This is a genomic window from Haloquadratum walsbyi J07HQW2, from assembly GCF_000415985.1.
GTDB lineage: Archaea > Halobacteriota > Halobacteria > Halobacteriales > Haloferacaceae > Haloquadratum > Haloquadratum walsbyi_B.
This window is the reverse complement of the sequence record NZ_KE356561.1, coordinates 3533367-3559535: the sequence shown is the minus strand read 5'-3', so window position 1 is coordinate 3559535 and position 26169 is coordinate 3533367. Positions and strand designations below refer to the sequence as shown.

General features: G+C 57.2%; 20 protein-coding genes and 12 pseudogenes. 18 read left to right on the top strand and 14 right to left on the bottom strand.

Annotated elements, in window-relative coordinates; translation table 11 throughout:
* The 6 genes and pseudogenes from J07HQW2_RS16495 to J07HQW2_RS19415 all read right to left on the bottom strand — a co-directional run.
* Nucleotides 1–496 (bottom strand): Cdc6/Cdc18 family protein (locus J07HQW2_RS16495; protein WP_048075762.1); only part of this gene is annotated, 496 nt, incomplete at its 3' end.
* 772 nt (nt 497–1268) lie between these two features.
* Nucleotides 1269–3433, bottom strand: a pseudogene (locus tag J07HQW2_RS16490) (type B DNA-directed DNA polymerase).
* Between the two features lie 241 nt (nt 3434–3674).
* Nucleotides 3675–4979, bottom strand: a complete 1305-nt coding sequence (locus J07HQW2_RS16485) for an RNA-guided endonuclease InsQ/TnpB family protein (protein WP_021056833.1) — start codon at nt 4977–4979, stop codon at nt 3675–3677.
* A gap of 351 nt (nt 4980–5330) precedes the next feature.
* Complete coding sequence (locus J07HQW2_RS16480) at nt 5331–5636, bottom strand: DUF8156 family protein (protein ID WP_021056831.1); 306 nt, start codon at nt 5634–5636, stop codon at nt 5331–5333.
* Nucleotides 5637–5638: 2 nt separating this feature from the next.
* Nucleotides 5639–6478, bottom strand: a complete 840-nt coding sequence (locus J07HQW2_RS16475) for a hypothetical protein (RefSeq protein ID WP_048075761.1) — start codon at nt 6476–6478, stop codon at nt 5639–5641.
* Nucleotides 6479–6815: 337 nt separating this feature from the next.
* Nucleotides 6816–6959: a hypothetical protein gene (locus J07HQW2_RS19415; RefSeq protein ID WP_021056829.1), complete on the bottom strand. Its 144-nt coding sequence runs from the start codon at nt 6957–6959 to the stop codon at nt 6816–6818.
* Between the two features lie 38 nt (nt 6960–6997).
* On the opposite strand from J07HQW2_RS19415, the gene J07HQW2_RS16470 reads away from it, so the two are divergent.
* Nucleotides 6998–8314: an RNA-guided endonuclease InsQ/TnpB family protein gene (locus J07HQW2_RS16470; RefSeq protein ID WP_021056828.1), complete on the top strand. Its 1317-nt coding sequence runs from the start codon at nt 6998–7000 to the stop codon at nt 8312–8314.
* Nucleotides 8315–8367: 53 nt separating this feature from the next.
* Here J07HQW2_RS16470 and J07HQW2_RS19410 read toward each other — a convergent pair.
* Together J07HQW2_RS19410 and J07HQW2_RS19405 are read right to left on the bottom strand one after the other, a co-directional pair.
* Nucleotides 8368–8646 (bottom strand): annotated as a pseudogene (locus J07HQW2_RS19410) (hypothetical protein); the annotation flags it as partial.
* A gap of 266 nt (nt 8647–8912) precedes the next feature.
* Nucleotides 8913–9770, bottom strand: a complete 858-nt coding sequence (locus tag J07HQW2_RS19405; RefSeq protein WP_021056827.1) for a ribonuclease H-like domain-containing protein — start codon at nt 9768–9770, stop codon at nt 8913–8915.
* Nucleotides 9771–9802: 32 nt separating this feature from the next.
* On the opposite strand from J07HQW2_RS19405, the pseudogene J07HQW2_RS16455 reads away from it, so the two are divergent.
* A pseudogene (locus J07HQW2_RS16455) lies at nt 9803–10105 on the top strand (PD-(D/E)XK nuclease family protein); the annotation flags it as partial.
* 58 nt (nt 10106–10163) lie between these two features.
* Here J07HQW2_RS16455 and J07HQW2_RS16450 read toward each other — a convergent pair.
* Nucleotides 10164–10859 carry a DUF1814 domain-containing protein gene (locus J07HQW2_RS16450; RefSeq protein ID WP_021056825.1) on the bottom strand — a complete coding sequence of 232 codons (696 nt, stop codon included), beginning with the start codon at nt 10857–10859 and terminating at the stop codon, nt 10164–10166.
* 650 nt (nt 10860–11509) lie between these two features.
* Between J07HQW2_RS16450 and J07HQW2_RS16445 the strand changes: the two genes are divergently transcribed.
* The 9 genes and pseudogenes from J07HQW2_RS16445 to J07HQW2_RS20170 all read left to right on the top strand — a co-directional run.
* A complete protein-coding gene (locus J07HQW2_RS16445) occupies nt 11510–12205 on the top strand; it encodes a nucleotidyltransferase domain-containing protein (RefSeq protein ID WP_021056824.1) in 696 nt (231 codons plus the stop codon).
* A complete protein-coding gene (locus J07HQW2_RS16440) occupies nt 12198–12707 on the top strand; it encodes a DUF8154 family protein (RefSeq protein ID WP_021056823.1) in 510 nt (169 codons plus the stop codon). Before J07HQW2_RS16445 ends, J07HQW2_RS16440 begins: the two co-directional genes overlap by 8 nt.
* 118 nt (nt 12708–12825) lie before the next feature.
* A pseudogene (locus J07HQW2_RS19400) lies at nt 12826–13152 on the top strand (transcription initiation factor IIB family protein); the annotation flags it as partial.
* A 90-nt stretch (nt 13153–13242) separates the two neighbouring features.
* Nucleotides 13243–13755, top strand: a complete 513-nt coding sequence (locus J07HQW2_RS16435; protein ID WP_048075756.1) for a winged helix-turn-helix domain-containing protein — start codon at nt 13243–13245, stop codon at nt 13753–13755.
* The gene (locus J07HQW2_RS16430; protein ID WP_021056821.1) at nt 13752–14201 is read left to right on the top strand and encodes a toxin-antitoxin system TumE family protein; all 450 of its coding nucleotides are present in this window, start codon (nt 13752–13754) and stop codon (nt 14199–14201) included. Before J07HQW2_RS16435 ends, J07HQW2_RS16430 begins: the two co-directional genes overlap by 4 nt.
* A gap of 96 nt (nt 14202–14297) precedes the next feature.
* Nucleotides 14298–14492, top strand: a pseudogene (locus J07HQW2_RS20175) (hypothetical protein); the annotation flags it as partial.
* A 20-nt stretch (nt 14493–14512) separates the two neighbouring features.
* Nucleotides 14513–15111, top strand: a pseudogene (locus J07HQW2_RS16425) (helix-turn-helix domain-containing protein).
* A gap of 5 nt (nt 15112–15116) precedes the next feature.
* Nucleotides 15117–15624, top strand: a pseudogene (locus tag J07HQW2_RS19685) (type IV toxin-antitoxin system AbiEi family antitoxin); the annotation flags it as partial.
* Between the two features lie 5 nt (nt 15625–15629).
* Nucleotides 15630–16329, top strand: a pseudogene (locus J07HQW2_RS20170) (nucleotidyl transferase AbiEii/AbiGii toxin family protein); the annotation flags it as partial.
* Here J07HQW2_RS20170 and J07HQW2_RS19385 read toward each other — a convergent pair.
* Nucleotides 16283–16537, bottom strand: a complete 255-nt coding sequence (locus J07HQW2_RS19385) for a hypothetical protein (protein ID WP_303704282.1) — start codon at nt 16535–16537, stop codon at nt 16283–16285. The pseudogene J07HQW2_RS20170 and the gene J07HQW2_RS19385 sit on opposite strands and share 47 nt — an antisense overlap.
* A gap of 430 nt (nt 16538–16967) precedes the next feature.
* Here J07HQW2_RS19385 and J07HQW2_RS16405 point away from each other — a divergent pair, with 430 nt between their 5' ends.
* On the top strand, nt 16968–18392 hold the full coding sequence (locus J07HQW2_RS16405; RefSeq protein WP_048075362.1) for an FAD-binding oxidoreductase: 1425 nt from the start codon (nt 16968–16970) through the stop codon (nt 18390–18392).
* A gap of 206 nt (nt 18393–18598) precedes the next feature.
* Here the strand turns inward: J07HQW2_RS16405 and J07HQW2_RS19380 are convergent, their stop codons facing one another.
* Complete coding sequence (locus tag J07HQW2_RS19380) at nt 18599–18832, bottom strand: hypothetical protein (RefSeq protein WP_021056816.1); 234 nt, start codon at nt 18830–18832, stop codon at nt 18599–18601.
* 311 nt (nt 18833–19143) lie between these two features.
* Between J07HQW2_RS19380 and J07HQW2_RS19375 the strand changes: the two genes are divergently transcribed.
* Together J07HQW2_RS19375 and J07HQW2_RS16400 are read left to right on the top strand one after the other, a co-directional pair.
* Nucleotides 19144–19299 carry a hypothetical protein gene (locus J07HQW2_RS19375; RefSeq protein ID WP_021056815.1) on the top strand — a complete coding sequence of 52 codons (156 nt, stop codon included), beginning with the start codon at nt 19144–19146 and terminating at the stop codon, nt 19297–19299.
* Between the two features lie 559 nt (nt 19300–19858).
* Nucleotides 19859–20998, top strand: a complete 1140-nt coding sequence (locus tag J07HQW2_RS16400; RefSeq protein WP_021056814.1) for a GAF domain-containing sensor histidine kinase — start codon at nt 19859–19861, stop codon at nt 20996–20998.
* Nucleotides 20999–21233: 235 nt separating this feature from the next.
* On the opposite strand, the pseudogene J07HQW2_RS16395 reads toward J07HQW2_RS16400, so the two are convergent.
* A pseudogene (locus J07HQW2_RS16395) lies at nt 21234–22519 on the bottom strand (RNA-guided endonuclease InsQ/TnpB family protein).
* Between the two features lie 214 nt (nt 22520–22733).
* Here J07HQW2_RS16395 and J07HQW2_RS19370 point away from each other — a divergent pair.
* Both J07HQW2_RS19370 and J07HQW2_RS16390 read left to right on the top strand, forming a co-directional pair.
* Complete coding sequence (locus J07HQW2_RS19370) at nt 22734–22865, top strand: hypothetical protein (RefSeq protein ID WP_021056810.1); 132 nt, start codon at nt 22734–22736, stop codon at nt 22863–22865.
* A 168-nt stretch (nt 22866–23033) separates the two neighbouring features.
* Nucleotides 23034–23735 carry a hypothetical protein gene (locus J07HQW2_RS16390; protein WP_303704281.1) on the top strand — a complete coding sequence of 234 codons (702 nt, stop codon included), beginning with the start codon at nt 23034–23036 and terminating at the stop codon, nt 23733–23735.
* A gap of 197 nt (nt 23736–23932) precedes the next feature.
* Here J07HQW2_RS16390 and J07HQW2_RS16385 read toward each other — a convergent pair.
* A pseudogene (locus J07HQW2_RS16385) lies at nt 23933–25043 on the bottom strand (type B DNA-directed DNA polymerase); the annotation flags it as partial.
* Between J07HQW2_RS16385 and J07HQW2_RS16380 the strand changes: the two are divergent.
* Both J07HQW2_RS16380 and J07HQW2_RS20165 read left to right on the top strand, forming a co-directional pair.
* Nucleotides 25038–25418, top strand: a pseudogene (locus J07HQW2_RS16380) (RNA polymerase subunit sigma-70); the annotation flags it as partial. The pseudogenes J07HQW2_RS16385 and J07HQW2_RS16380 sit on opposite strands and share 6 nt — an antisense overlap.
* Nucleotides 25415–25837, top strand: a pseudogene (locus J07HQW2_RS20165) (hypothetical protein); the annotation flags it as partial. The pseudogenes J07HQW2_RS16380 and J07HQW2_RS20165, both read left to right, overlap by 4 nt.
* Before the next feature lie 10 nt (nt 25838–25847).
* Here J07HQW2_RS20165 and J07HQW2_RS19365 read toward each other — a convergent pair.
* Nucleotides 25848–26099, bottom strand: a complete 252-nt coding sequence (locus tag J07HQW2_RS19365) for a hypothetical protein (protein WP_303704280.1) — start codon at nt 26097–26099, stop codon at nt 25848–25850.
* Between the last annotated feature and the right edge of the window lie 70 nt (nt 26100–26169).

Sequence of the window (26169 nt, the reverse complement as noted above, 5' to 3'; positions counted from 1 at the left end):
CGAGAATGATGATAACCGAGTCGAAGTTGTTGCTCAGAATCTCGTAGAACCGATTGAGCTTCTGGTCGGTCGAAATGCCGCTCTGCGGGATGCCAACGTCGACGCCGGCCTCGTCGGCTGCGTTCTTCGCGAGGCGATAGACAGCGCGGTCGTGTGACTTGATCGTCTGGCAGTTGATCTGAATGACGTCGAATCGGTCACCTTGCGCGTTGGCCAGCTCAAGGACCTGCTGACAGACGGCGTTGACGATGAGCGACTTCCCAGTCCCTGACGGCCCGTAGAGCAGCATATTGGGAGGCCGATTGCCCTGGAGTGCCGGTCGAAGGTAGGTGATGATATCGTCCAACTGCTCGTCGCGACCGACGATTCGATCCTCGTCGATGACGGCATCCGGGTCCAGCAGCCCTTTGTCTTGAAAAACAGAGTTCTGAACCCCCTCCTGGAGTCGTCCTTTGATGGATTGTGAGAGGGACTGTTGATCGTCGCCGTCAGCCATATTTTCGGAGTGCGGTCGAAACTATAAATAAATATGGGGTGCCGCGTGCGAGGTTAAATCAGCCGTATTTAGCCGGTAGCGGCTGTCTGTGTATGGACGGAAGACAGAGACGGATTACCGCGGGCAAAGTCATTTAGGCGGAGTCACCCCCCGTGTGCGATATGAAATGCCGATTCCTCATTGAGCGGCTATTCGAGATGCGACAAGCGAAGTGAACTCGTCGAACTGTCTCGGTGAGTGAGAGGACTGAGAAGTCGTACTCACGGCCCAGACGGACCCGCGGTTCCTCTCATCGAGCCCAATCGAGCGTCGATAACGTTGAGAAGGTACCCCCACACCCCGTGTGCGATATGAATTTGGCCAATCGGTAGGTAAGGGCGAAGCAACGAAAGCCGTCCTGTCTGAGTGAAAACGTCCACGAGAAGCCGTGGTACCAACGAAAACGCCCAATCCACGATAGGCCGTTGTCACGGATAAGATCAGACGTGTCACAAAACAAACTATTTTGTTTTGACCGACCTTACGCCCGTTGCGGCTATGGTTGACAGGGTGAGTAGGTAAAGGTTTCCCTAGTTAAGAGTCTATCTCGATATTTCCGTTACTGGCCTGTCTACTCCATGAAACCGTCGTTAGCGGACGTTCCACGGACCCTCACTCGGATCACCCCCTCCCACCTTTCTCCCGATTTCATATCGCACACGGGGTGTGGGGGTTCGCCAACAGGGCAACCGTGATTAACCAACAAAACTACGGCAGCCGCCACCCTTGTTGGTTAATCTTCTTCACCGCCTGCGAAGGCCGTCAGTTCTGGCTCTCGTGTCTCCGCGAGTGCTTGTCGAATCTCCGACCGATCCCACCCAAGCGGTGCCAGCACACTTTCGACAGCTCGGATGAGTTGTGTCTCATAATACGACGCATCATACGACTCGATCGCTTCGTGAGCCAACGCGACCCGTTCTCGTGAGTTTTTCTCGTCGTCAACGACCACGTACTCGATATCTTGTCCGGGGTGGACAGCGAGGTCTTGGTCACAGGCCCGCTTCAGCGCCGCCACATTCTGCGTGTTCTGTGTGTAGCCTTCGAGTGGTTTGGAGACGCGATTGCGTTCAACGAGTCCGCAACCGGCTACTGCCCGCCTGCAGTTCACCGATCGCCTCCTCGAAGACACTCGAGTACGGCGTCCGGCGATCGTGTTGAATCAAGCCGGTCGAGACAGTCCCGCTGGACGGCCTCGATGAACGGCGGTGTCGAGCGCTGCCGGGCTTCGATGCCTCTGATCTTGAAATCGTCGTCGCCGGCGACCTTCCCGAAGTACTTCGTCAGTGCGCCGGCGTCGCTCTCCCGCTGCGGCACGAACGCCACCCAATCGTAGTGGGCTTCGTGTTCCAGCCGAATCTCGACGTGTTCCGTGATCTCCGTCGCGAGCGTCTCGAGGTCCTCGCGGTCCTCGTCGTCGACGTCGGGGTCCGGGTTCACCCAGATGGAGTCGACGATCCCGTGGACGACGCGCCAGCCGCCGGCTTCCAGCCGCTGTTTCGCCGTCAGCAGAATCTCGCGAGCGAACGCGTTGATCGCCTCGTGACACTCGATACGACCGAACTTCGCGTTGCTGAACCCTTGATAGCCGAAGCAGGCGACGAGGATCCACTTCAGCGCTCCCGACCGACCCTCGAGTTCTGCCAGTCGGTCCTCGTCGGGGTCGTCCCGTTCCTTCTCGCGACGGATGGCCGCCTTGATCTCGTCGCGAGCGTCGATGATCGGCTGCAGCACGTCGACGAGGTAGCCCCGGTCGTCACAGATCGAGTACCCGAGGCCGGGGACGTCGTCGCGGTCGCTGTGGCAGTCACACCGGATGACGTCCGGCGAAACGTTCCGGGTACAGATGATGTTCGGATACAACGAGGAGAAGTCGAGTTCGTGGACGTTCTCGTGGAGGCCGACCTCGGGCGCGAAAATGAAGCCGCCGCGGTCGGCGTCGTGGAGCGTCCCCATCGACTTGTAGAACTCGTGACGCCAGGAGTTCCACGGCACGAGAACGCCGCGGTCGTTGGCCTCGCAGATTTGGATCGCGGTGAGCACGTTCCCGATCGACGCCCACGCGAGCTCCTGGACGGGCTTTTTCGAGCGCGACACGAGGTCGAGGACGCCGTCGAGGTTCGTCTCCCCGTAGAAGAACGTGTTCGACTCGTCGATGATCGCCCGGCCGGGCACGTTGTACCGCGCCGGCGAGTGACCGACGCGCCCGTAGCTCGAGTACGTCGACCGGCTCGCAAGCTGCTGGTAGTCGACGTCCGGCCACCGACTCAGCGAGAAGTCGTCGACGCCGGCGTCCGTCGCCATCTCGTGGAGGGTCGGGACGATCTCGCTCGTCGAGCAGATCAAGACATCTGGATCGTGTGCCTCGAGCGCCCCCTGGACGGCGGTCAGGATATCCGTCGGCGAGCCGGTGACGGTGTCGCCGGCAACGGACAGCTCCCCATAGGTGTCGGTGCTCGCTTCGGTCACCGGAACGCTGAGCCGGAGGGTCGACAGCTCGCTCGCCGGCGTCGGATCGACACCGGTCTCCAGACAGTACCGGAACTCTCGCGAGAAGTCGACGTTGAAGCAGGCGAGATCCCCGACTGGATAGGCCGACAGCTGGCGCGCCTGCCGGGCGAGTGGAGTGACGCGATCGATGTGGGCAACGTCGACTGCGAGAACGGCCTCCTCGTCTCGTCGAAAGCCGGGGCGTCGCGCAACTATTTCGGTCGCGACGACGTCCGGGTGCTGGTCGTACACCGACTGGAGCGTCGTGAGATCGAGATCGGAGTCAGGGTCGCGAGGGGCGACGTAGAAACGCGGGGTGTACTTGTCTCGTTCTGTTACGACGGCACCGTCGGTGGTCGCCTCCCACTCTAGGACGCGGCCGTCGTCCAGGAAGTCGATTGTAAACGGCATTCCTGTAGAACCAATAGTGGGGTTCCGGATAATCGATGGCGTGTCACTTCCGGATTTCAGAGAACGATGTTCTTTCTCGCAACCATCTCGGTCGTGGTGACGACGGATGCTGGTCGTACACCGACTGGAGGATCGTAAGGTCGAGGTCGGCCTCTGGGGCATGAGGGAAGACGTAGAAGCGTGGGGTGTATTGACATCCTCCCACGGCTGAACCGTGGGATTCCTCCGGTGAGGCTGTGGGCTATGCCGTCCCCACGGAGGCAAGTTTCCCGTCGCCGGTACTCCGGTCTGTGCGCTCCTCGTTGGGACTGGCCCTCTCGGGAGAGCGTGGTGACTCCGACCAAGTGTGGTCGTCCCACGTGAGGCGCACGGGCCGTGCCATCGACCCTGTCTCGAATTCAGTGCCAGTCTCCCGTTCAAGAAACGTCCGTGAGGCGTCGAGATCAGCGTGGCTCTCGTGTCCACACGAACACCGAAACACGTCGCCATACCGCTCTGTCTCCACCTGCTCGCCACACTCGACACAAGTTACCGTCGTGAACGCCTCTGACCGCTCTTCGACAAAGATTCCGTACTCCTCGGCAGTGTCTTTGAGGCGGTCGACAAACGAGCGATGTGCCCAGAACTGGTGGGTCTTCTCGTTGACTTCTGGGTGCCAGTGTGTCGAGAGCACATCAGTGAGGTCGCCCACGTACACCGTTGCTACGCCCTCATCATACAGCCGTTCGATCAGATCACGACAGAGTGCTTCCTGCGCGTGGTCACGGCGACGCGTTCGCTTCCGGTACAGTCGACGAATTCGCTGACTGCTGTACCGACCCTCGCGGAGTTTAGATTTTAGACGGGCAATCTCTTCGGTCGTCTCACGGAAGTCAGCGAACAACTCGCGACCCTCGTAGAGGAACCGTTTCCCGGTCGTCGTCGTACAGGCGACGAAGTTGTTTGCGCCCACGTCCAAAGCAGCCGATTCGTCGGCTAGTGGTGAATCCCGTTGCGAATCTGGTACTGTGACGGGCTGAAAGGCTCTGAACGTGTCGCTCACTTCGTCGTACTGTATTTCCAACTGCCCTTTCTCGCCGTCCCACTTCGGGCTCCCAACAAGTTCTAGACGGAGTCGCTCGTAGTATCCAAGTCCGTACTTCTCTTTCAAGTCTTGCCCTACGGGGATCTCGACTCGACTCCGCTCGCCGAACTCAAGCGTGTACTGGTCGTTCCGGATACACGTACGCAGCTCACGTCCGGCGTCTTCGCTACCCCAGTAACCGGGCGGAGCGGCATCCCCGCTGTCTTCACGGGCAGCGAAGAACGACTTCCACGCCGACTTATTCTTGCGGATTACTTGTTGAGCGGTGGCAGAGCCGAGGACACCGACGTACTGTTTCCGGTAGTCGGCGGTGTCCCACACTGACTTGCCATCAAAGAACTGTTGGCGACGTTCGTAGTTGAGTTCGTTCCAGAGACTGGCGGAGGCGTCCAACAATTCGTGGAGTAGCCGCTCGTCGCCGTCAGTAAGCGGTCTGACCGCGAAGGTGTTGGTTCGCCTCACGACAACAGTTTCTTGTCCGCTTATGACTAAAGGTCTTTTGGACGATGAGACCAAACATCGACATCAGCCACACGCTGGCTGGACGCGTGAAGGACTACAAGGAGGCTGCCGATGTGGACAGTCTGAGTGAGGCGTATCGAGAGGTGATCGAAGCGGGGTTGGAAGCGGTGGAACGTCCAGACGAGTCGTAGTCAGTGAATAGACAAGGCCATATTGGCGCTCAGACCACCCCTGAAGATGTTGGCTCCGCTCCCTACATATCATCGCGCTCGGTCGCGACGGCGCCGTCGGCAGTTGCCTTCCACTCCAGGACGCGGCCGTCATCGAGGAAGTCGATAGTGAACGGCATCGTTACGGGTTCGCGTCCGGTGGAGCGGCCTCTTGGTCATCGCGTGCTGCGACCGCGGCTTCGAGCTCCTCGAGGCGTTCCTCGTGGTCGTCGAGCCGACCCTCCTGTTCGAGATCGATGCTGAGCAGCGCCGGCAGGAGCGGATTCTGGTGGTTCAACAGTCCGCTCGCGTCAGCGTGCTCGCGGGCGTACTCGAACAGCCGGTCGAAGCGCGGTTGGTCGCGACGCCGCAGTGCCCGCCGGAACTCCGCCCAGCGCTCTTCGATGGCCCGCAGTGCATCTCGGTACGTCGGATTCGTGCGTCCCATCGCTATCGACCTCCTGTTCCGGTCGCGGTCCACGCATCGAGCAGGGGATCTGCGGTAGCCGACACCGTCTCACCCTCAGCCGTGACGCCCGTTCCGACGCCTTCGGGAGTCGGCGTCGACGGCGCCGGCGTCGTCGGTTCCACGCCGACCTGCGTGGCGCGTGCCGCGAGCAGCTGCTGCCAGTATGCGAATGTCGTCTGGTAGTACGCGCCGTCGTCGACGGGATAGACGAGCGTCTCGAAGTCCTCGCCGACAACCCGTGGGCCCATCCGCGTCTGCTCGCACTCCAGGTGGTGGTCGGCGACCGTCGCGACTGACTCGGTGAATTCGTTTCGTTCGTTTCGCGTAACGAGCACTGGGATGTCGTACCCATCGGCGCAGGTCGACAACCGGGCGAGAGTTCGGGCCTGAAGGGTTTTCGCGTGGATCTCTCCAAGGGTATCGTCGGCGCGGTACTGGGTGTCGACCGCCGGCGCGACGATGAGGGCGGGTGTGTGGGGCGACGTGTCCTCGTCACGACTTGGTCCCCCTCGACCGGCCGCCCCGGCGCCGATGGTGGACGTCCGGATCGACTTGTTCACTGCCGTCGGGAGATCACAGACGGCACCGTAGTGCTGGTAGGCGGTAAATCCGCGTGCCACGTGGATTCGGTTGAGCAACCGTTGACTAGGAGAAATCTGAGCAAGCGTGGTCGTCGTCGCGTGCCCGTTTGCGTCAACCCAAAAAGCGGGCCCGTCGTGTAAGAGGAGATGATCGAGTACCAAGGACTGAAGGAGCGGAACACCCCGATCGCCGTCGACGTCGAGCAGCGTGATACCGTTGTTAAGTGAGGGAAGCAGCATCCCGTCGGTGTCTGGATCAGCGCGATTAACTAGGGACTGATTGCGGTCAGCACTCCGTGTTGGCTGGTCTACCTCCAATCGTTTTGGCGTCGATGTGGAACAGTCGGGCATACTCGAATAGATGGCCACGTACCCGATAAGCCACGGCGTGTCACTTCCTCATTTCCAGGAAATGACCGGATAATGCGGTAAATCGGACTTAGGCGCTGGATTTTGGCGGTCGTCCGAATGTTTCCGAGAAGGCTTCCAGAATGAGCTTGGTTCGAATGATACGTAGCGAGTGGCCCCATCTTTTCAGACTGGGTCTGAGCGACAACACGGCCCGACAATCCAGGCGCTACGGCTCGCCTGGATGTTCCACCGCCTCAAGACCGGCTTCGATAATCTCTTGATAGGCTTCTTCGAGGTCCTTGTCCTCCTGTTCGGCGTAGTCTTTCACCCGCCCGTTCAGCGTGTGCGAGATGTCGATGTTCGGTCGCATCGTCTATGTCCAAAAGACATTTAGACATTAAAGTACAAATGTCTATTGTCGTGAGGCGAACCAACACGTTCGCGGTCCGACCGCTCTCCACCGAGGACGAGCAGCTGCTTCGCGAATTATTGGACGCCTCCGCCAGCCTGTGGAACGAACTCAACTACGAGCGCCGCCAGAACTTCTTCGACGGCGACTCCGTGTGGGATACTGCCGACTACCGCAAACAATACGTCGGTGTTCTCGGGTCCGCTACCGCCCAACAAGTCATCCGTAAGAACAGCGAGGCGTGGCGGTCGTTCTTCGCCGCCCGCGAAGATGGTGAGGACGCCGCCCCGCCCGGCTACTGGGGCAACGAGGAAGCCGGTAGAGAGTTGCGGACGTACATCCGCAACGACTCCTACACCCTCGAAACCGGTGAACGGAGTCGCCTCGAAATCCCCGTCGGCCAAGACCTGAAAGACGAGTACGGCCTTGGCTACTACGACCGCCTGTGGCTCGAAGTCTGCGGCGCTCCCAAGTGGGACGGCGAACAGGGCCGATTGGAACTGTACTTCGACGAGATCGACGACATGTTCAGGGCCATTCAGCCTGTCACTGTCCCGGATTCTCGACAGGATTCACCACTGGCTTCAGAAGAAGCCGCTCTGGACGTGGGCGCGAACAATCTCGTCGCCTGTACCACCACCACCGGCCAGCAGTATCTCTACGAGGGACGCGACCTGTTTGCCCGCTTTCGTGAAACCACCGAAGAAATCGCGAGGCTCCAATCGAAACTCCGAGAGGGCCGAAACAGCAGTCAGCGGATTCGATCCCTGTACCGTAAGCGAACGCGCCGCCGCGACCACGCCCAAGACGCTCTCGTGCGGGATTTGATCGAGCGACTATACGCCGAAGGTGTCGATACGGTGTACGTGGGCAACCTCACGGACGTGCTATCGGAACACTGGAGCGCGGAAGTCAACGAGAAAACCCACCAATTCTGGGCGTATCGGTCGTTCACCGACCGGCTTGCCACAACCGCCGAAGAATACGGTATCACGGTGAGAGTGCGGTCGGAGGCGTATACGACGGCGGAATGTCCGGTTTGCGGTGAACGCGAAAAGACGGAGCGAACTGGTGACGTGTTCCGCTGTTCGTGTGGCTACGAGGGGCACGCCGACCTCGGTGCGTCACGGACATTCCTCGAACGACAGGCTGGCATAAATCTGGACGTCGGGTCGATGGCACGGCCCGTGCGCCTCAAGTGGGACGACCATATCTGGTCGGAGTTATCACGCTCTCCCGAGAGGGCCAGTCCCAACGAGGAGCGCACAAACCGGAGTACCCGTAAGGGGAAACTTGCCTCCGTGGGTACGGCATAGCCAATATCTCCACCGGAGGAATCCCATTCCTTCAGGGATGGGAGGATGTCAATGGGCGCGATCTGGGCGAGTGTCGTCGTCGTTGCGTGTCCGTTTGCGTCGACCCAGAAGGCGGGCCCGTCGTGCAGGAGGAGATGGTCGAGCACGAGCGACTGCAGGATCGGGACGCCGCGGCCTCCCTCGACGTCGAGCAGCGTGATGCCGTCGTCGAGCTGTGGCAGCAGCATCTCGTCCGTAGCCGGATCGGCCTGGTCAGCAAGGGACCGATTGCGGTCTGCGCCCCGTGTCGGCTGGTCTACCCCCAATCGGTTCGATGTTGAGTGTTCTCCCATACCCGATTAGTTGTCTACGTTCCCGATAAGCCGCGGCGTGGCGCTTCCGTGTTTCAGGGAAAGGCTGAGAGGTATGTAGAACCGGACTCAGGCAACTGATTTCTGCTATTGTCCGACCGTTTCCGAGAACGTTTCCAGAGTGGGAGGCGGACAGTATCGTCGGATTAACCAACGATTCGGGTACTCCCGGCCCAATTGTTGGTTAAGAATGTTCTCCGCCTCCAGTACAAGTTCACGAAAACTTCCTCGCAAATCCGTATACGAGCCTACGATCTGATGTGATCGACGATTGTTTTCAGTGCGGTCACATCGTCGTTATTGTACTGTTTGAGTTGATCCCAGTCTGGCTCTTCGCCGTCGAGGAGATATCGTGTGTACTTGCTCCCGACGAGAAATCCATCCACGGTCGGGTCTTGATATTCAAAGCCGAGCGCGCTCGCTACGACGTCCAATTTATGCCGATTGAAGGGGCCGAAGAGTTCCTGTTGTGCGGTTATCCCGAGGTCGTGTGCTCGCTCCAGATGATCGATCCCTTCAGGGATGCCGTGTTCCTCGAATCTTCGACTGAGACACTGTTCGTCGAAGTAGTTCCCTCCGTAGTAGATGATTGGCTCAGAGCCATGATTATCAAGGTACTCAGACAGCTCCTGAAGGAGTGCTGACTCGTCGTCCGGATCGAAGAATTGTCGGTACGCATCGTTCTGGTAACTGTAGGTGCCGACCAGCCAGATCCGATCCTGCTGAAGGTCCGTCTCTATGTCCAAGAGGAGAGGCTCCGTATCGTGAAGGTCGTCGAAGGCGGACTTGTTTAGAATCACGACCTCATCGTTTTCGAACGCCTGTCGGTGAGCAATCCACCGGTCCACGTGCCATGACGAGGCTCCGGGGAGGGCTTCGAGTTCGGAACGCCGTTCTTCGGTAATCTCATCTGGGCTAGTGATCCCTAACTCACTGAACTGTTCAACTCGCTTTCTCCCGACCTGAACGAGATCAGTCAGTCGACTCCCTAGCAGATGGCGAGTGTCGTAGAACTCGTACTCGATGGACTCGTTCGAGGCATCGATGGTGATGAGTGCGTATCTTCCAGGATCGTCTACTCCGTCGTGGGACGCAATATTGATCACCGTGCCGTATTCGAGGCTTTCTGCTCTGCCTCCGAATTGATGGGTCTCGGATTGTCGGTGATATCGACCGGTTGCTCGTTACGCCAGAGGCCTACCACATTATTGACTACAAGACAAACGACCTTTCATCGACGACATCGACTGAGCTCGCAGAGCACTATCGACCCCAGATGCTTGCGTATGCTCTCGCACTTCTACAACACGACCAGAGTCGGGATGTACGAGCGTCACTTCGGTTTACTGACGCTGGCGTTGAAGAGCAGTTTACTTGGAGCTTGGATCAGATGGCGGATATTCAATCGGAACTTCGCCCGATGATGGACTTAGTGGATTAATCATCCGACAATTCGACAATCAAGTGTTTGCAGAGTAGTTTACGGCCACCACTAACTCTCAATCCAATCTATTCACCTGCTCTCTCAGATACTCTTGAAGAGCGTCGACCGTTTCTTCTGAAACAGCGGAGGCCCCGAAGTCGCTCCGAAATCCGTGCTTGAGTTCGTCGCTCTCTAAGATTTCCAGTCCACGCTCGAGTTGCTCCCGGAGCGCATCGTCGTCCCCTCGCCGTAGGTGGGGCGTGACAGCGTCGAGGTCGATTTCTTCTGCCACTGCCAGGACGTCACGAAGGTCAGTTTCACGGCCGCTATGGAGCTTTGCCGCGACGAGGACTGCCCCATCGATGACTCTGGCCGTCGTCGTCACTGTGCCCCCGCTCACCTCCTGTTGGTGGCTGTGGTCGTACAGGTAGTCGAACGACCACTGTGCCTCAGTCTGGCGACATCCGAGTCCGTTTACCAGGAGATCGAAGCCGATCGGCTGTTGCGGCGTAAGACGCTTTTCGTACTCGATCACCTCAGTGTCGTAGAACCACTCCTTGGCATGGCTGTCCGTTTCCTCGAATTCCCGCCGTTCGAGAAATTCGACGAAGTCAGCTTTGGAGTCCGGCGCGACGACGATATCGAGGTCCGTGGAGAAGCGAGCATTGAACGCTGAGACAGCGTAACCGCCGACAAGAACGTACTCGTGGCCCTCTTGGGTGAGCTCATCGAGCAGTTCGATGAGCGCGTCACTTCGGTAGTTGAAGCTCATGGCTGTGCCCGTTCAGTCTCTCGATACGTGACGCCGAGGTCGAGGTCCTCGTACATCCGGTCGAACTTTCGTGCTGAAAGGGAGTATCAGGCGACCGCCAGCATACCCATAAGCAGTGAGAGACATCAGTATTGCCTCTGTTTGCCCTGAGATCAGACTTATCACCTGACGTTTGATTTGTAGAAATCCAAACTGCGAAGTTGGGATCTTGTATGTCTGGGATTTTGTATAGCGGCATACGATATACAAATTCTCTAAGTGTAGAATTCTGGCGCTAATAGACTCTAAATGCCCGAATTCACCCGTTGAGCCGAATCCAACGAGTGGTCTTGATTATGCCCGTAATCACGACCACTTTGAAGTGCCCCGCCGCCGTCGGTGAAGCACGAATGCTGCAACCCCCTCACAACGGCGCTTCCCCCAGGGTAGCGTCGCCAATAACGGGGTCCGAGATCTCTTGGGTCTCTTCGGCCGAGCCGACCTCGCCGGCGTGGACAGCCCTCGTGATCGATCAGACGCCTCTGACGGAACGTAGTGACCCGGCGTTGACGGACCTCGTTCTCCGCACGTCCGTTGCTGTTAGAGTAGATATTTAGGGCAACTCCCGATCACGTATAATATTTTTATAGTAGTGGTCCGTGATACGGCATATGAACCGTGAGGCGGATACCGAGAATTCGTCTGGAGTCGCTATTTCTCTTTCAATACCTCCTTCAGACCCAGATTTATTCAAACATAAGGCGACGAGCGATGTCCTTCTCTTTTTAACAAACCACCGATTCAGTGACTTCTCACTGCGAGAACTCGCGACACAGATCGGTCACTCACATCAGTCCGTCCGACGGGCAGTGAACGTTCTCAGCGCGAACGACTTGGTCGTCGAATCTCCCGAAAGCAACCAGCGACTCGTCCAGATCAACAGGCAGCGTCTGTCCATCCCGAACGATCCAATCCTCCGCATCCCCCAATCAGAGTATCACCAACCGGTCAAAGCTGCGGTCACGGAGCTCCGTGAGAACATCGACGACGTCGTCGGCATCATCCTCTATGGGAGTGTGGCTCGGGGCGAGGCTGACCGACGGAGCGATATCGATCTCTGGGTACTAACCCGGTCTGGGCGAGCCGAAAGCCAACGAGAAGCGAACGCCATTGCCCGTGACCTCGAAGACACGGAGTTCGATGGTGACCGATACGCCTACGATATTGACGTCGAGGCCGTTCAGGCGATCCCGGCGTACACCGAAGACATCCGGGAGATCGTCGTGTCAGGCATTCCGGTCTACAAGACGAGTGACTTCGAAACCGTCGAAAACCTCCTTTTGGAGGAAGGGGCCACCGATGAGTAACGGCTCGGATCCGACCGCTGTGCTCGCAGCACTCGACCGCGCACAGGATGCCTTCGAGATGGTGGGACGCGGTCGGACAGCGTTCGAGGACGGAATCAGTGCCGATGAAGACTGGAAGACACAGCTGACGAAAGCGTGTCGTCTCCTCGAGGTCGTTGATACCCTCCAAGCACAGGACGGGTACTATACGGCCGTCATCGAGGTTTGCTTTGGCGCTATCGAACGGTCGATCGAGGCGTACGCGCTCGCGATGACGAACGATACGCTTCAGGACTTTCAGGACCACCAGTTCAGCTACGACCGTGCCCACCAGATCGGGCTGTTTGAGCGAGAGACTGCAGAGGCGATGAAGGACCTCTACAGCGAGAACCGGACAGAGAGTTATTACGGCGGTGGGCGTCCAACTCAAGACCAAGCAGAAGCAATGACTGACCTCGCCAGCGCCGTCCATCAGTTCGCAGTAAGCCAGATCCGGCAAGGCGGCGTCTGTCTCTGTGACTGACTACGTTCCCTACTCCACAAGACTATGGACCGAAATTCATCGACGGAACGGACGCCACTGACCTCTCTCACCGAGTCTTTCGAGCGCTACCTCCAGGACAAGGGGAAAGGCCGCGGAGGCGACGGTCGGGGAATCGCCGGTCACGAACGCGTACAAGACACTCAACGAGGAGCTGGGACTCCCAGCCAAACCCGTGAGGCCGACGATCTACATTCCGCGGCTGGCATCCGACCTCGACTGCCCGGAGCGGATCCAACGCCGGGCGCGAGTACTTGCCGAAGCAGCCGAGGAGGCGGGGGTGACGACCGGCTTCGCCGCGGTCTGTCTCTACACGGCCGGTCAAGAAAAGGGGCGGTGGGTGACGCAGTGTGCTGTCGCCGAGTCCGGGAACGTCACGCCGACGACTGTCCGGGCGCATTACGAGACACTAAACACTAAAAGAGCAGGTAGCCTGAGAACGCTCCTGCACGAACACAGTCAAAAAGAGATAGTTTTCTCAGGAAACTACTTGTTCCTAGCCCGCGTAGCACCCAGTATGACCGAGATGTGGGACGACGTCAACGAGCAGGTCAAGACAGACTGGAAAGACGACACGACGCCGTTCGAGCGGGTGTACGAAGTCGTTGAACAGACCCACAACGGGCAGTCGGCAGCCGAGATCGGCGAGCGCGCCCTCGTAAGCGAGCCGACAGCGCGTCGCCACTGCAAATCGTTCGTGAACACGGGCTTCGCCGAGACGGAACAGGACGACCAGACGACGCTGTACAAGCGCAACAGTGATCGGGTGTTGATGTCCCGGATCCGCGAGCTGCGCGAGGAAGTCACTCGACCGGAGTTACTGGACAGTATCAAAGAGATGAAGGCCGAGATCCGGCGCTACGAGGACCGGTACGATGTGGTGTCCCCGGAAGAACTCGCCCAGCAGCTTGAAGCCGGCGAGACGAAGGGCTGGGATGACCTCACCGCGTGGCGCACGACGCGACAGAATCTCGCCGTTGCGCAAGCAGCACTCGCGTACGACGAGGCCAGCCATCAGCTCGCCGTATGAGCGACGACCGCACCGGCAAGTTCGGACCGATCTATCTTCCGGCACTCCAGCGGATTCGTGACCTCTGGCTCAACCTCGAACCACTCGTTGACGCCACAGCGTACGACGATGTCGTCGCTCCCACGGAACTGCAGATCAGTCTCAGCGATGGGCTCGCCGATGCCGAGAGCGCTCGGCTCGATATCCAGTGGAGCGAACTGGGGATGTATTCGTTCCATTACGTCGATAGCGACGATGTCAATTGGCGCTTCGATCGTCACCCGAACACACACTCGCCCGAGAGTCATTTCCATCCCCCGCCTGCGGTCGCAACGACGGACGCCGAACCGTCGTGTATCGACGTGACTGAGGTCTCACTCGTGACACGTGCCGTCCACGCAATGTGGCGGGCAGCGTACGAGGACAACAACGTCGACCAGTTGAATAGCGCATCAAACCCGCCGTAAGGCGGCATTATCGCATGGCGCGGTCAGCCACATCCATCATCTGCTCGCGAGCAGCTTCGACATCCGAGTAGAGCACCAACGCGTGCTTCATGAGGCGACGGTCCTCCCGGTACCGAGACTGGTGAGGCCCACACTTGGGGACAAGACGAACGGGTCACTCACCCGATCTGCGTCGACTGTGCGATTCAGACGGAGCCGGAGCCGGCTCGCGACGTACTGGACGCGCGACATCGAGGAGCATCTCGTTGCGCCGGCGGAGTGACCCAAGCACTCTTTACTGATTCGCTGTAGATTGCAATCAAGAACGGTCAGTGTCACGCACTTCAAATCGCACTGACGGCGACATCGTCCGCGACTTCCTCTCAGTCGCGGACCTCCTCGAGGTGCCACAGCTGACCAGCTGTATGCGTACCTCGCTCGGGAGGGGGAGGCGACAGTCCAGGACGTGATGGACGACCTCGAACTTGCCCAGGGGACCGCCTACAGCTACGTCAACCGGCTCGTCGACGCCGGCGTCGTCGACGTCACCGACGGCGGGCAGCCACGTCGGTACGCCACCCGGGAGATTGACATAACCGTAACCACAGCCGCTGGTGACCGCGAGTACACGATCACGCCGGCGCTCATCGACGCCGTCAGCCGCCGGGAGACGGACGACGACATCGGCACCTACATCGAGCGCCACGGCGTCGCCGGTCTCGCAACGGCGCTCACGTACACAGTTGCCCGCGAGCGCGGCGAGGTCACCCACCGGCTGATGGCGGAAGATCTCGACATCTCGCCGCTGGCCGCGGAGATGATTCTGCAGGTGCTGCGGCCCGTCGTCCACGAGCACTACGACATCGAGGAGGGTGGGGCATCTCTGGATGAGGTGAACGTCGGCGATGGCGACACGGTCGACGACGCGTGAGAGTGTCCCACGTCGCCGAGCCGATGTACATCGGCTACTACAGCGCCCTCAGTCACCACGGGCTGACCGAACAGGTCCCCCGGACGGTGTACGTCGTCACGTCGACTCGAGCGCAAAACCGAGAGATCCACGGCGTTCCGTACCGCGTCACGACACTCACCGAGCGGAAATTCTTCGGCTTTGAGCCGACATCCATCGAAGGCACGACCGTGCAGGTCAGCGATCTGGAGAAGACGCTAGTCGACTGTGCGAACCACCACGGGTTCTGTGGTGGCCTTCGGGAGGTCGCAACCGCGATGCGCACCGTCGACGAACGGCGCTGCGACCAAGCGGATCGTCTACCTCACCGACCAGCTCGGCATCGACCTCCACGCTACCGACGAACTCGTCGCGTCGTTCACGAGTGGCTATTCCCCGCTGGACCCGACACGGCCCGTCACTGGATCGACCGACAGCACGTATCGCCTCCGGATCAACGTCGAGCCAGCCATGCTGGAGCCGACGGAGTCCTGATCGCGATGCTCAGTCAGGATCGACCCCGGATTCTCGCTCGCGAACTGGGCGTTCGGCAAGGGTACGCCGAAAAGAACTACGTCAATTCGTGGCTCCTCTGGGGAATCTTCACGAGCGACTACGGCGACAACCTCCTGTTCAAAGGTGGGACCGCGCTGTCCAAGCTGTATGTCCCGCAGTCGTGGCGATTCTCGGAGGACGTCGATTTTGGTGTCGAAGGAGAGTACTATGGGTCAAAACAAGAATTCCGAACGGTCCTCGAGACGATTTCCGACCGCTCTGGCATCGAATTCGAGATTCGAGAGCACCACGAATCTCAACAGGACCACTACCCAACCCACTACGTCGACATCAGCATTCAGTACCAGACCGTCCTCAACCAACCATCCCAACACGACCAGCATCGACGTGATGGTCGATGAGCACGTCGCCTTCGAGCCCGTTCAGCACACTCACGCGCACGAAGACGTGCCCGAGTTCGACCTCTAAGCGTACAGCGTCGAGGAGATCTTCGCCGAAAAACTCCGGGCGATCTATCAGCGCGGGACCGCCTGTGACTACTACGACCTCTATCAGCCGCTCGAAACCGATTCAGTCACTATCGACTTTGCCGACGTGGAACCCGCCTTCGACGCAAAGTTCAAACACGATGGGATCATCATTGATTTGACGGACGGACTCCCCGCCGAGGGGCGGAGGCGCATTCCAGCCTCATCGACTCATGACGGAGCAACATCTCAGAGCCGTTCTGGCGGGTCTGATGGGTGAACCGGGCGACTTTCCTCAACGTGCTCCAGTCGACGACGCGGGAGCCACTGTTGACCTGAGCGTCAAGCGTGTCGAGTTCGATCTCGATGTCTTGGATGTATGGCTGCTCGAGCGCACGGAACTGCCCTCGGGTTGCGGAGTTCATCGGTTCCTCGTCTCGTCGAAAGCCGGATAGTCGCGTAACCATCTCGATCGCAACGATATCCGGGTGCTGGTTGTGTACTGACTAGGTGGTCGCGAGGAGACGACGTCCATCAGGTCGATGTACGGCAGACCGGCAAACAGCCTCGAGGTCATGTGGGTAAACAGAACACACTTGATTGAGATTCATGTTTCGCGTTCTCACACCCAAGGGCAGCCCGGCGAACGATGGGACTGCCTGTGGTGCTGCCCGCGCGGTTGCGACTACTGAATTGAGCACCTCCAAGTCGAAGACATCGACTATCTGAAAGCTCACTGAGGCGGTTGAATTCGAACATAGAGCATTCGAACATCAACCGCCTCTTTCCTAACTTGAGACGACCGTGGCAGCGACGCTAATATTTATAACAGAAAAGAAGTAGTGACAATTTGTCGTGTTTTCGAACGTGCATCCACTCGGAATCATCGGCGCACTGGGCGAGGAGACGGTCGGCGAGCTCGCACGGGGGCTCACCGGAGAACTGGTTGGACCGGACGACGAGACGTACAACAGCGCACGCGACACATGGAACGGACTGGTCAACCGGTACCCAGCACTGGTCGTACAGGTTGGAGACAGCGAGGACGTGGCGACAGTAGTGCAGTTCGCCCGTGACCACGAGCTTCCGCTCTCGGTTCGGGCAGGCGCGCACAACCAAACCGGGAGCGCAATCGCGGAGAATGGGGTCGTCATCGATCTTCGGAACATCGATCACGTCGACGTTGATGCCGACCGGAAGATAGCGAACGTCGGTCCGGGCAATAGCACCGCCGACGCGCTCGCGGCTACCCAAGAGCATGGGCTGGCGTTCCCGACCGGCAGCGCGGGGGGTCCTGGCATCGCGGGGACCACCCTGGGAGGCGGCATCGGCTGGATTCGCCGGAAGCACGGCTTGGCTGTCGACACCCTCCGGAGCGTCGAAGTGGTGACTGCGGCGGGCAACCGTCTGCGAGCCTCTCCGGAGGAAAACGTCGACCTGTTCCGGGCCATCCAGACCGGCGGCGGCAGCAACTTCGGTATCGTCACCAACTTCGAGTTCGATTGCTTCGAGGTCGGACCGATGGTCGGCGGGTTGAGCGTATTCTACCCCCGATCGACCGCCGCCGAGGTGTTCGAGGCTTTCCGCGAATTCGTCGACTCCGCCCCGCCGGAGGCGACGACTCTCTGCAATTATGCCGACGTGCCGGCGATCCCCGGGATCCCCCCAGAGCACCACGGCGAGGAGGCGATGGTCCTCATCGGCTGTTATGTAGGCGACCCCGAAGCCGGCATGGAGACGTTCGCTCCTCTCCGGTCGGTGACTGAACCGCTGGTCGACAACAGCGGCCCCGTCCCCTACGAGATGCTTCACGAGATGGGGACGATACTCCACCCCTGGGGTCGGAAGTACGTTCACCGGTCAGCGTTTGTCGACGACCTGACCGACGACCTCCACGAGTTCGTCCTCGACCGAACGGCGGCTGCCCCAGGACCGATGGACGGCGTCGGAATCTGGCCAATGGGTGGCGCCGTCGTCGGTGACGGATCCTCGCCGTTCCCCTGGGCGGGGAAGTCTCACATGATCGTCGTCGAGGCGGCTTGGGAGTCCCACGATAACCTCGCCCACATCGAGTGGGCCAGGGAGACCGAACGTGCCCTCCGGGACCGCGGTGGCGAGGGTGCCTACGCCGGGTACGCCGGCGTAGAGGAACAAGAGTGGGAGAACTGGGCCGAACAGGCCTACGGCGACGCCCTCGACTTCCTCCGGACGGTCAAGCGCGAGTATGACCCTGAAGCCATCTTCGACAACGGTCTTACTATTAGTCCTGCCGGGGAGTGACCGTCGATCTCGGATAGGACAAGTCGCGGACGTGTATATTCGTTCTCAGTTGTGTATCAGACGGTGCGACCGACACCCACTGTGTATTCAGCACGGTCGCGAAACCGGTCTTATTGACTGAGAGTCTCAATGTGTTCACAGAGGATGGTGAGATTGCGTGTCGAGAGCGTAGGTCAGGACTCGTTCTACCGGGTCTGGTGAGCGAACTAGACGATCTTCGTAAGCGTTGGTCGGTCCACGACGGGAAGGTTCCCGCCTTTGCGCTGGAGGAGTCGGTTCACGAGATGTGAGAGGACGAGGACGAGGACGAGGACGATCTGTTGGTCGGAGCTACCCGCATCGCTACTCCCGGTAGCATGAGTTGTGGTGGAGCGGACTCGTCCCGCTCCGTCACTGCACCGGGGGGTACAGACAAAATCTCTAAGAATAATCCCACTCACCACTATCACCAGATAATAAATCTGGATTATGCCTGAGAACCAACTCAACTGACATCGAGTATATATTTGTGTTATACACTCGCTTACATGTACCCGATGTCAGTTGCGACGGTAATCTAATAATCACCCCACATTCTCATTTCAGTATTGGCTCGGAGAGATCTCATCTGATGAAATATCGTCCTGCGGGTCCCGACTGAGAAACTCCAAATCGTGTCTGCCTCGTGTATCTGTGGTCATGTCGCCTGTATATTACAACCGGTTCAGATAACGAGCGATGGACATATATTAAGTAGATATAATATTCGACTATGTCTCTAATAGCATTTCTTCTCTTTTGGACACCAATCGTATTTGCTTTGCTGATTGGGGCATCGTATCTCGGGACAAAACTCGCTCTCCGATCATATTTCGAGGACGAGGACCCACCATCTGATTTCATTGGATTAGATGACGAGAGGAAATGAGCGTGTGAGGGCGTATTGAGCTATGGCATCTCCGACAAAGAGTCATCAGATTAGACATCATATATGTCCTATTTTTCGACGTGTATACACCATCATTGAGCGTGATAGAGACAATATAAAGACTGTGCGAATTCACGTCGACATCAGTTCCATTTAGGAGCAAAATCAACCGTCGGACAAGTATGTATTCAATTGTACTACCGCCTGAGCCCACCTATTGCAAATTGAATTGAACAATCGACGTGGCGACGAGCGTGTATTCGGATGTGTACGGTGTATCCAGCGGTATTCATCGTCACACAAATCAGGACGGGAACAACAGAACAGGAGTCTGCACATTATCTGAATGGTATATGATTCATGTAAACTAGACCACCGACTCCTATCTCTGTTATTTAATTGCCATATACAGATTCCCGATTTCGTATAACATACATACTACTGTGTAGCCTGGTCACTGATGCATATACTCTGGTAATAACTCCTCTTTTGTTTCAGATATGTGTCCAATGTAGGAGTTATCATGTTATTTTTTATGTCATGCTTATGATGAGCAAACATGAACACGGGTACAGTAAGTGCGGTCCAAGCGCGTCGAGAACTCTATGAGGTGATGGCAACAGATCTCTCGTTCGATGCGAAGGCTAAGCGTGCACTTGATCTGGGCGAGGAGTACCTAAACACTGACAACGCTCATTTGACAAAAATTGATCAACAAGCTGAGTACTGGAAAGCTATCAGCAGTACCGACCCACCAGATGGCGAGTTTCCAGCAGGTCTTCGGGTTGATCTTTCAACCACGTACTGCCGGCGAACAGTCGAACGCGGTGACTCGATTGCACTACATGACGTGCCGAATCAAGGATTAGAAGCCGATCCCGCCTTCGAAACGCATGAAATACACTGTTACCATGGAACACCAATTAGAGTTAATGAAGAAATCTATGGGACAGTCTGTTTCATCGCCGAGGCTCCTCGTGATCACCCGTTTACAGACGACGAGACACTATTTGCAGAACTTATCGCCCGTATGCTCGAAAACGAGCTCCAACACAGTCGGCTGATGAACCGCGTGAATCGATTGGAACAGTTTGCGAGCGTCGTTTCACACGATCTCCGGAATCCGCTTAACATCGCCCAAGGACGACTCTCGATAGCTCGTAACGAAACCGATAACGAACATATCGAGATAGCTGAGGATGCAATTGACCGGATGGAAGACCTCATTACCGATGTGCTCGCTATGACTCGACAGGGACAGGATGTCGATGAAACCGAGCGAGTTCATCTGTCATCGATTGCCGAGGTATGCTGGCAGTCGGTTGAAACGGGCAACGCCGAACTCCTCATTGAGGTGGATCTGCTTTTTCAAGCAGACTCTGACCGCGTTCGACAACTCTTCGAGAACCTGTTTCGGAACGCGGTCGAACACGGTGGTGAGGACGTGGTGGTTCGCGTTGGGACACTGCCTGGGAAAGACGGCTTCTACATCGAAGACAATGGATCAGGCATCCCCGATTCGAGACACGAAGATGTATTTGAAGCGGGTTTCTCGACAGGTGATGATGGGATTGGACTTGGGCTCTCAATTGTTGAGGCGGTTGTCTCTGCGCACGACTGGACGATTCAAGTAACCGAGGCGACAACTGGCGGAGCACGATTCGAAATCAGTAATATAGTGACTATCCGAGATTCGTAACCACGTCTTTGATAGATGTTATTATCATACATGTACTCAATCCGTATCCGTTAGCTGACAACGAGTAGTATCATCGCTCATCCGGTGGGCTCGCACCAAGTCGAGGCGAGTCGACTATTAACAATAATCAACCGAACCTACCGTCCACATTGTCAGATACATCAACTTCCCGTGACATCCTCCTCGTCGTTTACGACGAGGCTTCCCGTACCGCAGCGTTGGGATATTTGCTGGTCTACGGTACTCCCTGTTCTTGTGGGACTCTCTCACCCGGTGATTTGGCGAACAGGGAGACCGAGGGCTGTGCCAGACAGCCGGGACTCCTATCCACAGCAGGATTCGGAGTTATCTTGTGTCTGATATTCTCTGCCCCATTACAGTCGGCGTTGGCTACCAGTCCGCAGGAGTCACACACGTACAGCCCACGGTCAACACGGTTGCTATCGGCTGTGTCACCACACTCACAACAGCAACAGGTCTGTGAGGTGTTCCACTCGTTCTCTTTCAGCACCTCAATACCGTGTTCTTCGCCCTTGTAGTTGAGATACTGATACAGCCGGTCGTAGGCCCACGTATGTAGCCATTTGTTCGCTGTCTTCCCAAGGTCATTCGACCGCACATCTTCGGGCCAGCCAACGACGAGTGTCCCAACACTACGATCCACGCACTCCCCGATGATCGTCTTGGTGAGCGTGTGGTAGAAGTGCGTCTCACGACGTCTCCGTTTCCGTCGCAAGCGTTGTGCCTGTTGTGACGGCCCGTTCTCACCTTCAGTATTGTACTCTCGGTGCTGGAAGTAGTGGTTGTCCTGCTTGATCGTGTTGCCGGGATACAGCACGTACTCGTCGGGGAAAGCGACAGCAGCGATGTTCGACACGCCAAGATCAACACAACACCGGCAACACCGTCACCGGGCGATTCAGGCGTCCCTACCGTCTCTTTACAGACGAAATGCACTGTCCACTCGTCTCGTCACCGTTCCAGACAGCGCGGACGTTCACGTTCTGGACGGTATCAACCTCGTTCAGAGCAACATCGGTGCGGGTTTCAAACTCACACAGCACGAAATCTCCCCATCCGATCCGTCTGTCAGATTCTCACCTTTTGAGAGGCGAACCTGATCGTGTTTGGTGTCGAGTTTGAACCCGTCTTCTTTGAACGTAACTGTTGAGCGTGGTCGTGTGTCGGACTCCTTACGGTAACCGGGTGGGTTCGCTGTCTCGTCTTTGTGTCGCACGTCGAACCACGACTGGAAGGCGTCTGAAAGTTCTTCGATGACTTTCTGACTTGATTGTGAGTTGAGGTTGAGGTTCTTCCAGCAATACTTGGTTTTCATGTAGGCTTTGAGTGGACCAACATCGGGTATTTCGCTAATTGCGTCCCACACACGATCAGCAGTCCATCGTGCGACATTCCAGAGTTTCGAGGCAGCGTCCCCAAGCGCATCCAGATCACTTCACTTCGTACCCGTTGCTGGTTTGTGATGTGACCAACATAACTGCGAGTGACCTGAATCGCCATAGATAAACTATGTTGTTCGTCTTAGTTATTTCTCTCGGTAGAATATCCAGTCGGTAATCGTCCGTGGTTCAGGGAACGCTCATGTCGGATTCACGCCCGCCGTGAACGGCGGGATTCTCTCCTTGTTACAGATAGAAGACAACGAGACAGTGTCTCGGATCGGACACTGCACCAGCGACTCAATCAACTAACGTTGAAGACATTTCTTGAACACATGGAAGTCAATAAAGGAGCAAGCGGTGGGAGCTACTTCAAGTATGAATTCAATGGCGATGAAGACGTAGCCGCTGATGTACTCGAATCAGAGAGTCAAGTCGATCAGATTATTGGTCATTACGCAGACTGAGACTATCTGAACATACGTTCTATTGATATCACATACGACACCAATAAAGGACACTTTCGCGCCCCGGGCTTTACTGCAGGCATCCATCGATTTTAGCCTAACGCCAACGCTGTTGAGCAGGACACATTCATGAAAAATCATGAAAACGATCTCTCGTTTGGAGACATTGTGACTGACAAGGAACCTCCAGGTCACAAAGGTAGGGATGGCAGTGACACTGACAGAGCAGTGGTAGTCAATACACCACCCGTGACGGCTGAAGAGTGGGATGTGCCCAGCCGTAGGGCGACTGTTGCCGAGGAGAATCCACAGTACAGGAGTGACTCACCAATAGCAATTGTTGTGTTCACGCCAGATCTTGACTCAGAATTTCAATACTATTCTGGAGTCGCACCACTCAAACTGACCCGACTTGAAAGATCTGATGTGGATTATTATGCGTTTCCACAGCCGAGACTTCGGAAAGTTGGATCAAGAGGACCGATAGAAGTTGACATTAATCAGATACATCCATCACCATACCACTCCCGAACATTTTCAATAAGTGACAATAGACAATTTATTGAGGATATCATAGCCAGGGGAAAACCACCTAAGCCCCCTGTTGTGTGGGCGAATCGCAACCATACTCATACTTACACTCGCGCTCAAAGCGATTCATTGACTCTCTTAGACGGTCATAAAAGAGTCTGGGCAAGCCATGTGGCTGGATTCGACGAAATTCAGATCCTTGGAATGTACTTGGATGATGAGACTGCAACGAGAGTCTGGGCAAACCGACATCTCGACAGTTACAATCGCACTGAAACGAATTGTGCGAGAAATCGACTCAAAAATAAGTGGGGAGAGAGTTATCGCCAGTTTTTCTGACAACTACAGACGAAGTAGATTGAATGATCGATGTATCGGTATGAGTCTGTGATCAGGGGCTCTTTAAAAAAAGTGAGTACATCTCGGACTAGCCGACGAAGATCCTCTTTCTAGCTTCTCATGTCAGTGGCATCTATTCCACTACCACACCATGTTTCTATTCTGTCGGGTCCACCGTCTCACTCGTTCCCGAGGAGATCGGTGTCGTCGATGTTGGGATCCGGCGTCACCCAGATCGAATCGACGATGCCGTGGACGACGCGCCAGCCGCTAGTCTCCAGCCGTTGTTTCGCTGTCAACAGGATTTCGCGAGCGAACGCGTTGATTGCTTTGTGACACTCGATCCGCCCGAAATTCGCGTTGCTGAACCCTTGATAGCCGAAGCAGGGGACAAGAATCCACTTCAGTGCTCCCGACCGCCCCTCGAGTTCCGCCAGTCGGTCCTCGTTAGGGTCGTCCCGATCCTTCTCGCGACGGATGGTCGCCTTGATCTCGTCGCGAGCGTCGATGATCGGTTGGAGGACGTCGACGAGGCAGCCCCGGTCGTCACAGATGGCATACCCCGAGCCCGGGGACGTCATCACGGTCGCGATGGCACTCACGTCGGATAACGTCCAGCGGGACGTTTCGCGTACAGATGATATTCGGATACAAGCTCGAAAAATCGAGTTCGTGGACGTTCTCGTGAAGACCGACCTCAGGAGCGAAAATGAATCCGCCACGGTCGGCGTCGTGGAGCGTCCCTATCGGCTTGTAGAACTCGTGGCGCCAGGAGTTCCTCGGCACGAGGACGCCGCAGTCGTGAGCCTCGCAGACCTGGATAGCGGTGAGTACGTTCCCGATTGAGACCCACGCGAGTTCCTGGACGGGCTTTTTCAACCGGGGGACGAGGTCGAGGACGCCCTCAAGATTCGTTTCCCCGTAGAAGAACATGCTCGATTTGTCGATGATTGCCTGCCCGGGCATGTTATACCGAGCCGGCGAGTGCCCGATGCGACCGTAGCTCGAGTACGTCGATCGGCTCGCAAGCTGCTGATAATCGACGTCCGACCACCGGCTCAGGGTGAAGTCATCGACACTGGCGACCGTCGCCATCTCGTACAGCGTCGGGACGATATCGCTCGTCGAACAGACCAGGATGTCCGGATCGTGTGCGTCGATCGCTCCCTGGACGGCGGTCAGGGCATACGTCGGCAAGCCGGTGACGGTGTCGTCGGCAACAGACAGCTCCTTACAGACATCGTTGCTCGTTTCGGTCACCGGGACGCTGAGCCGGAGGGTCGACAGCTTGTTCTCCGGCGTCGAATCGACGCTGTCTACATATGGACTAAAAGCGGCTACCAAGTTGAGCGGATCCGGGTAGCTATCCGCTGTTCATAGCCGTCCGTGAGCAGGACGTCGACAACTGGGAGGCGTTTTTCGAGTCGTTCGACCTCCTCACTGCATTCGAGCGACAGCCCGGGGGATGAGCTGGACGGACCGCTACAGATCGTCCTCGAGCCACGCGCGTCACTCGACATCGAACACATCGAAGAGTACCCGGTAATCCCGAGAGCTGAGACAATCGAGTACACGCGTGAGAATTACGCCCAGTTCCAGTCGGCACTGGCGATGCTTGACCGGATGTACGAGGACATCGACCTCGGCGTCACGTATCGAGAGACTGAACGGGCACAGCCATGAGCTTCAATGACCGAAGTGACGCGCTTATCGAACTGCTTGAGGAGCTCACCAAGCGGGTTACGAGTACGTTCTTGTCGGCGGTTACGCTATCTCAGCGTTCAATGCTTGTTTCTCAACGAGCTTCGATATCATCGTCGCGCCGGCTCCAAGCCTGACTTCGTCGAATTCCTCGAACGGCAGGGCTTCGAGGAAACGGACAGACACGCCAAGGAGTGGTTCTACGACACCGAAGTGATCGAGCACGAGAAGTGGCTCACGCTTCAGCAGCCGATCGGCTTTGTTTTGATCTCCTGATAAACGGACTCGGGTGTCGCCAGACTGAAGCACAGTGGTCGTTCGACCACCTGTGCGACCAAAGCCACAAACAAGAGGTGAGCGGGAGCATAGTAACGATGACGACCAGAATGATCGATGGGGCAGGGGCAGTCCTCATCGTTGACCGGCAAAATGACTATTCAAGCGCTCGTCGAGAAAGCTGAAGACGTCTTCTTGCCGGTCAACGATGAGATTCCGCGTCCATTGCAGATCGGAGAGGACGTCTTTGTTTTGGAGTTGGTCTACTTCGTCGGGGATTACGACGCAGTGGGGGTCGTCGCACGCACGGAGGCGGTCGAGTCGTTCGTCGCACGGTGTAGATTGTCGGTGGATAGAAACACAAACGACCGGTCGAGATGGACTCACTGTCTGCCGTTGTGAAGAGTGCGATGTTGAGTTCGACCATCCAGATCTCGAAGTGATCTAATTCGAGGGG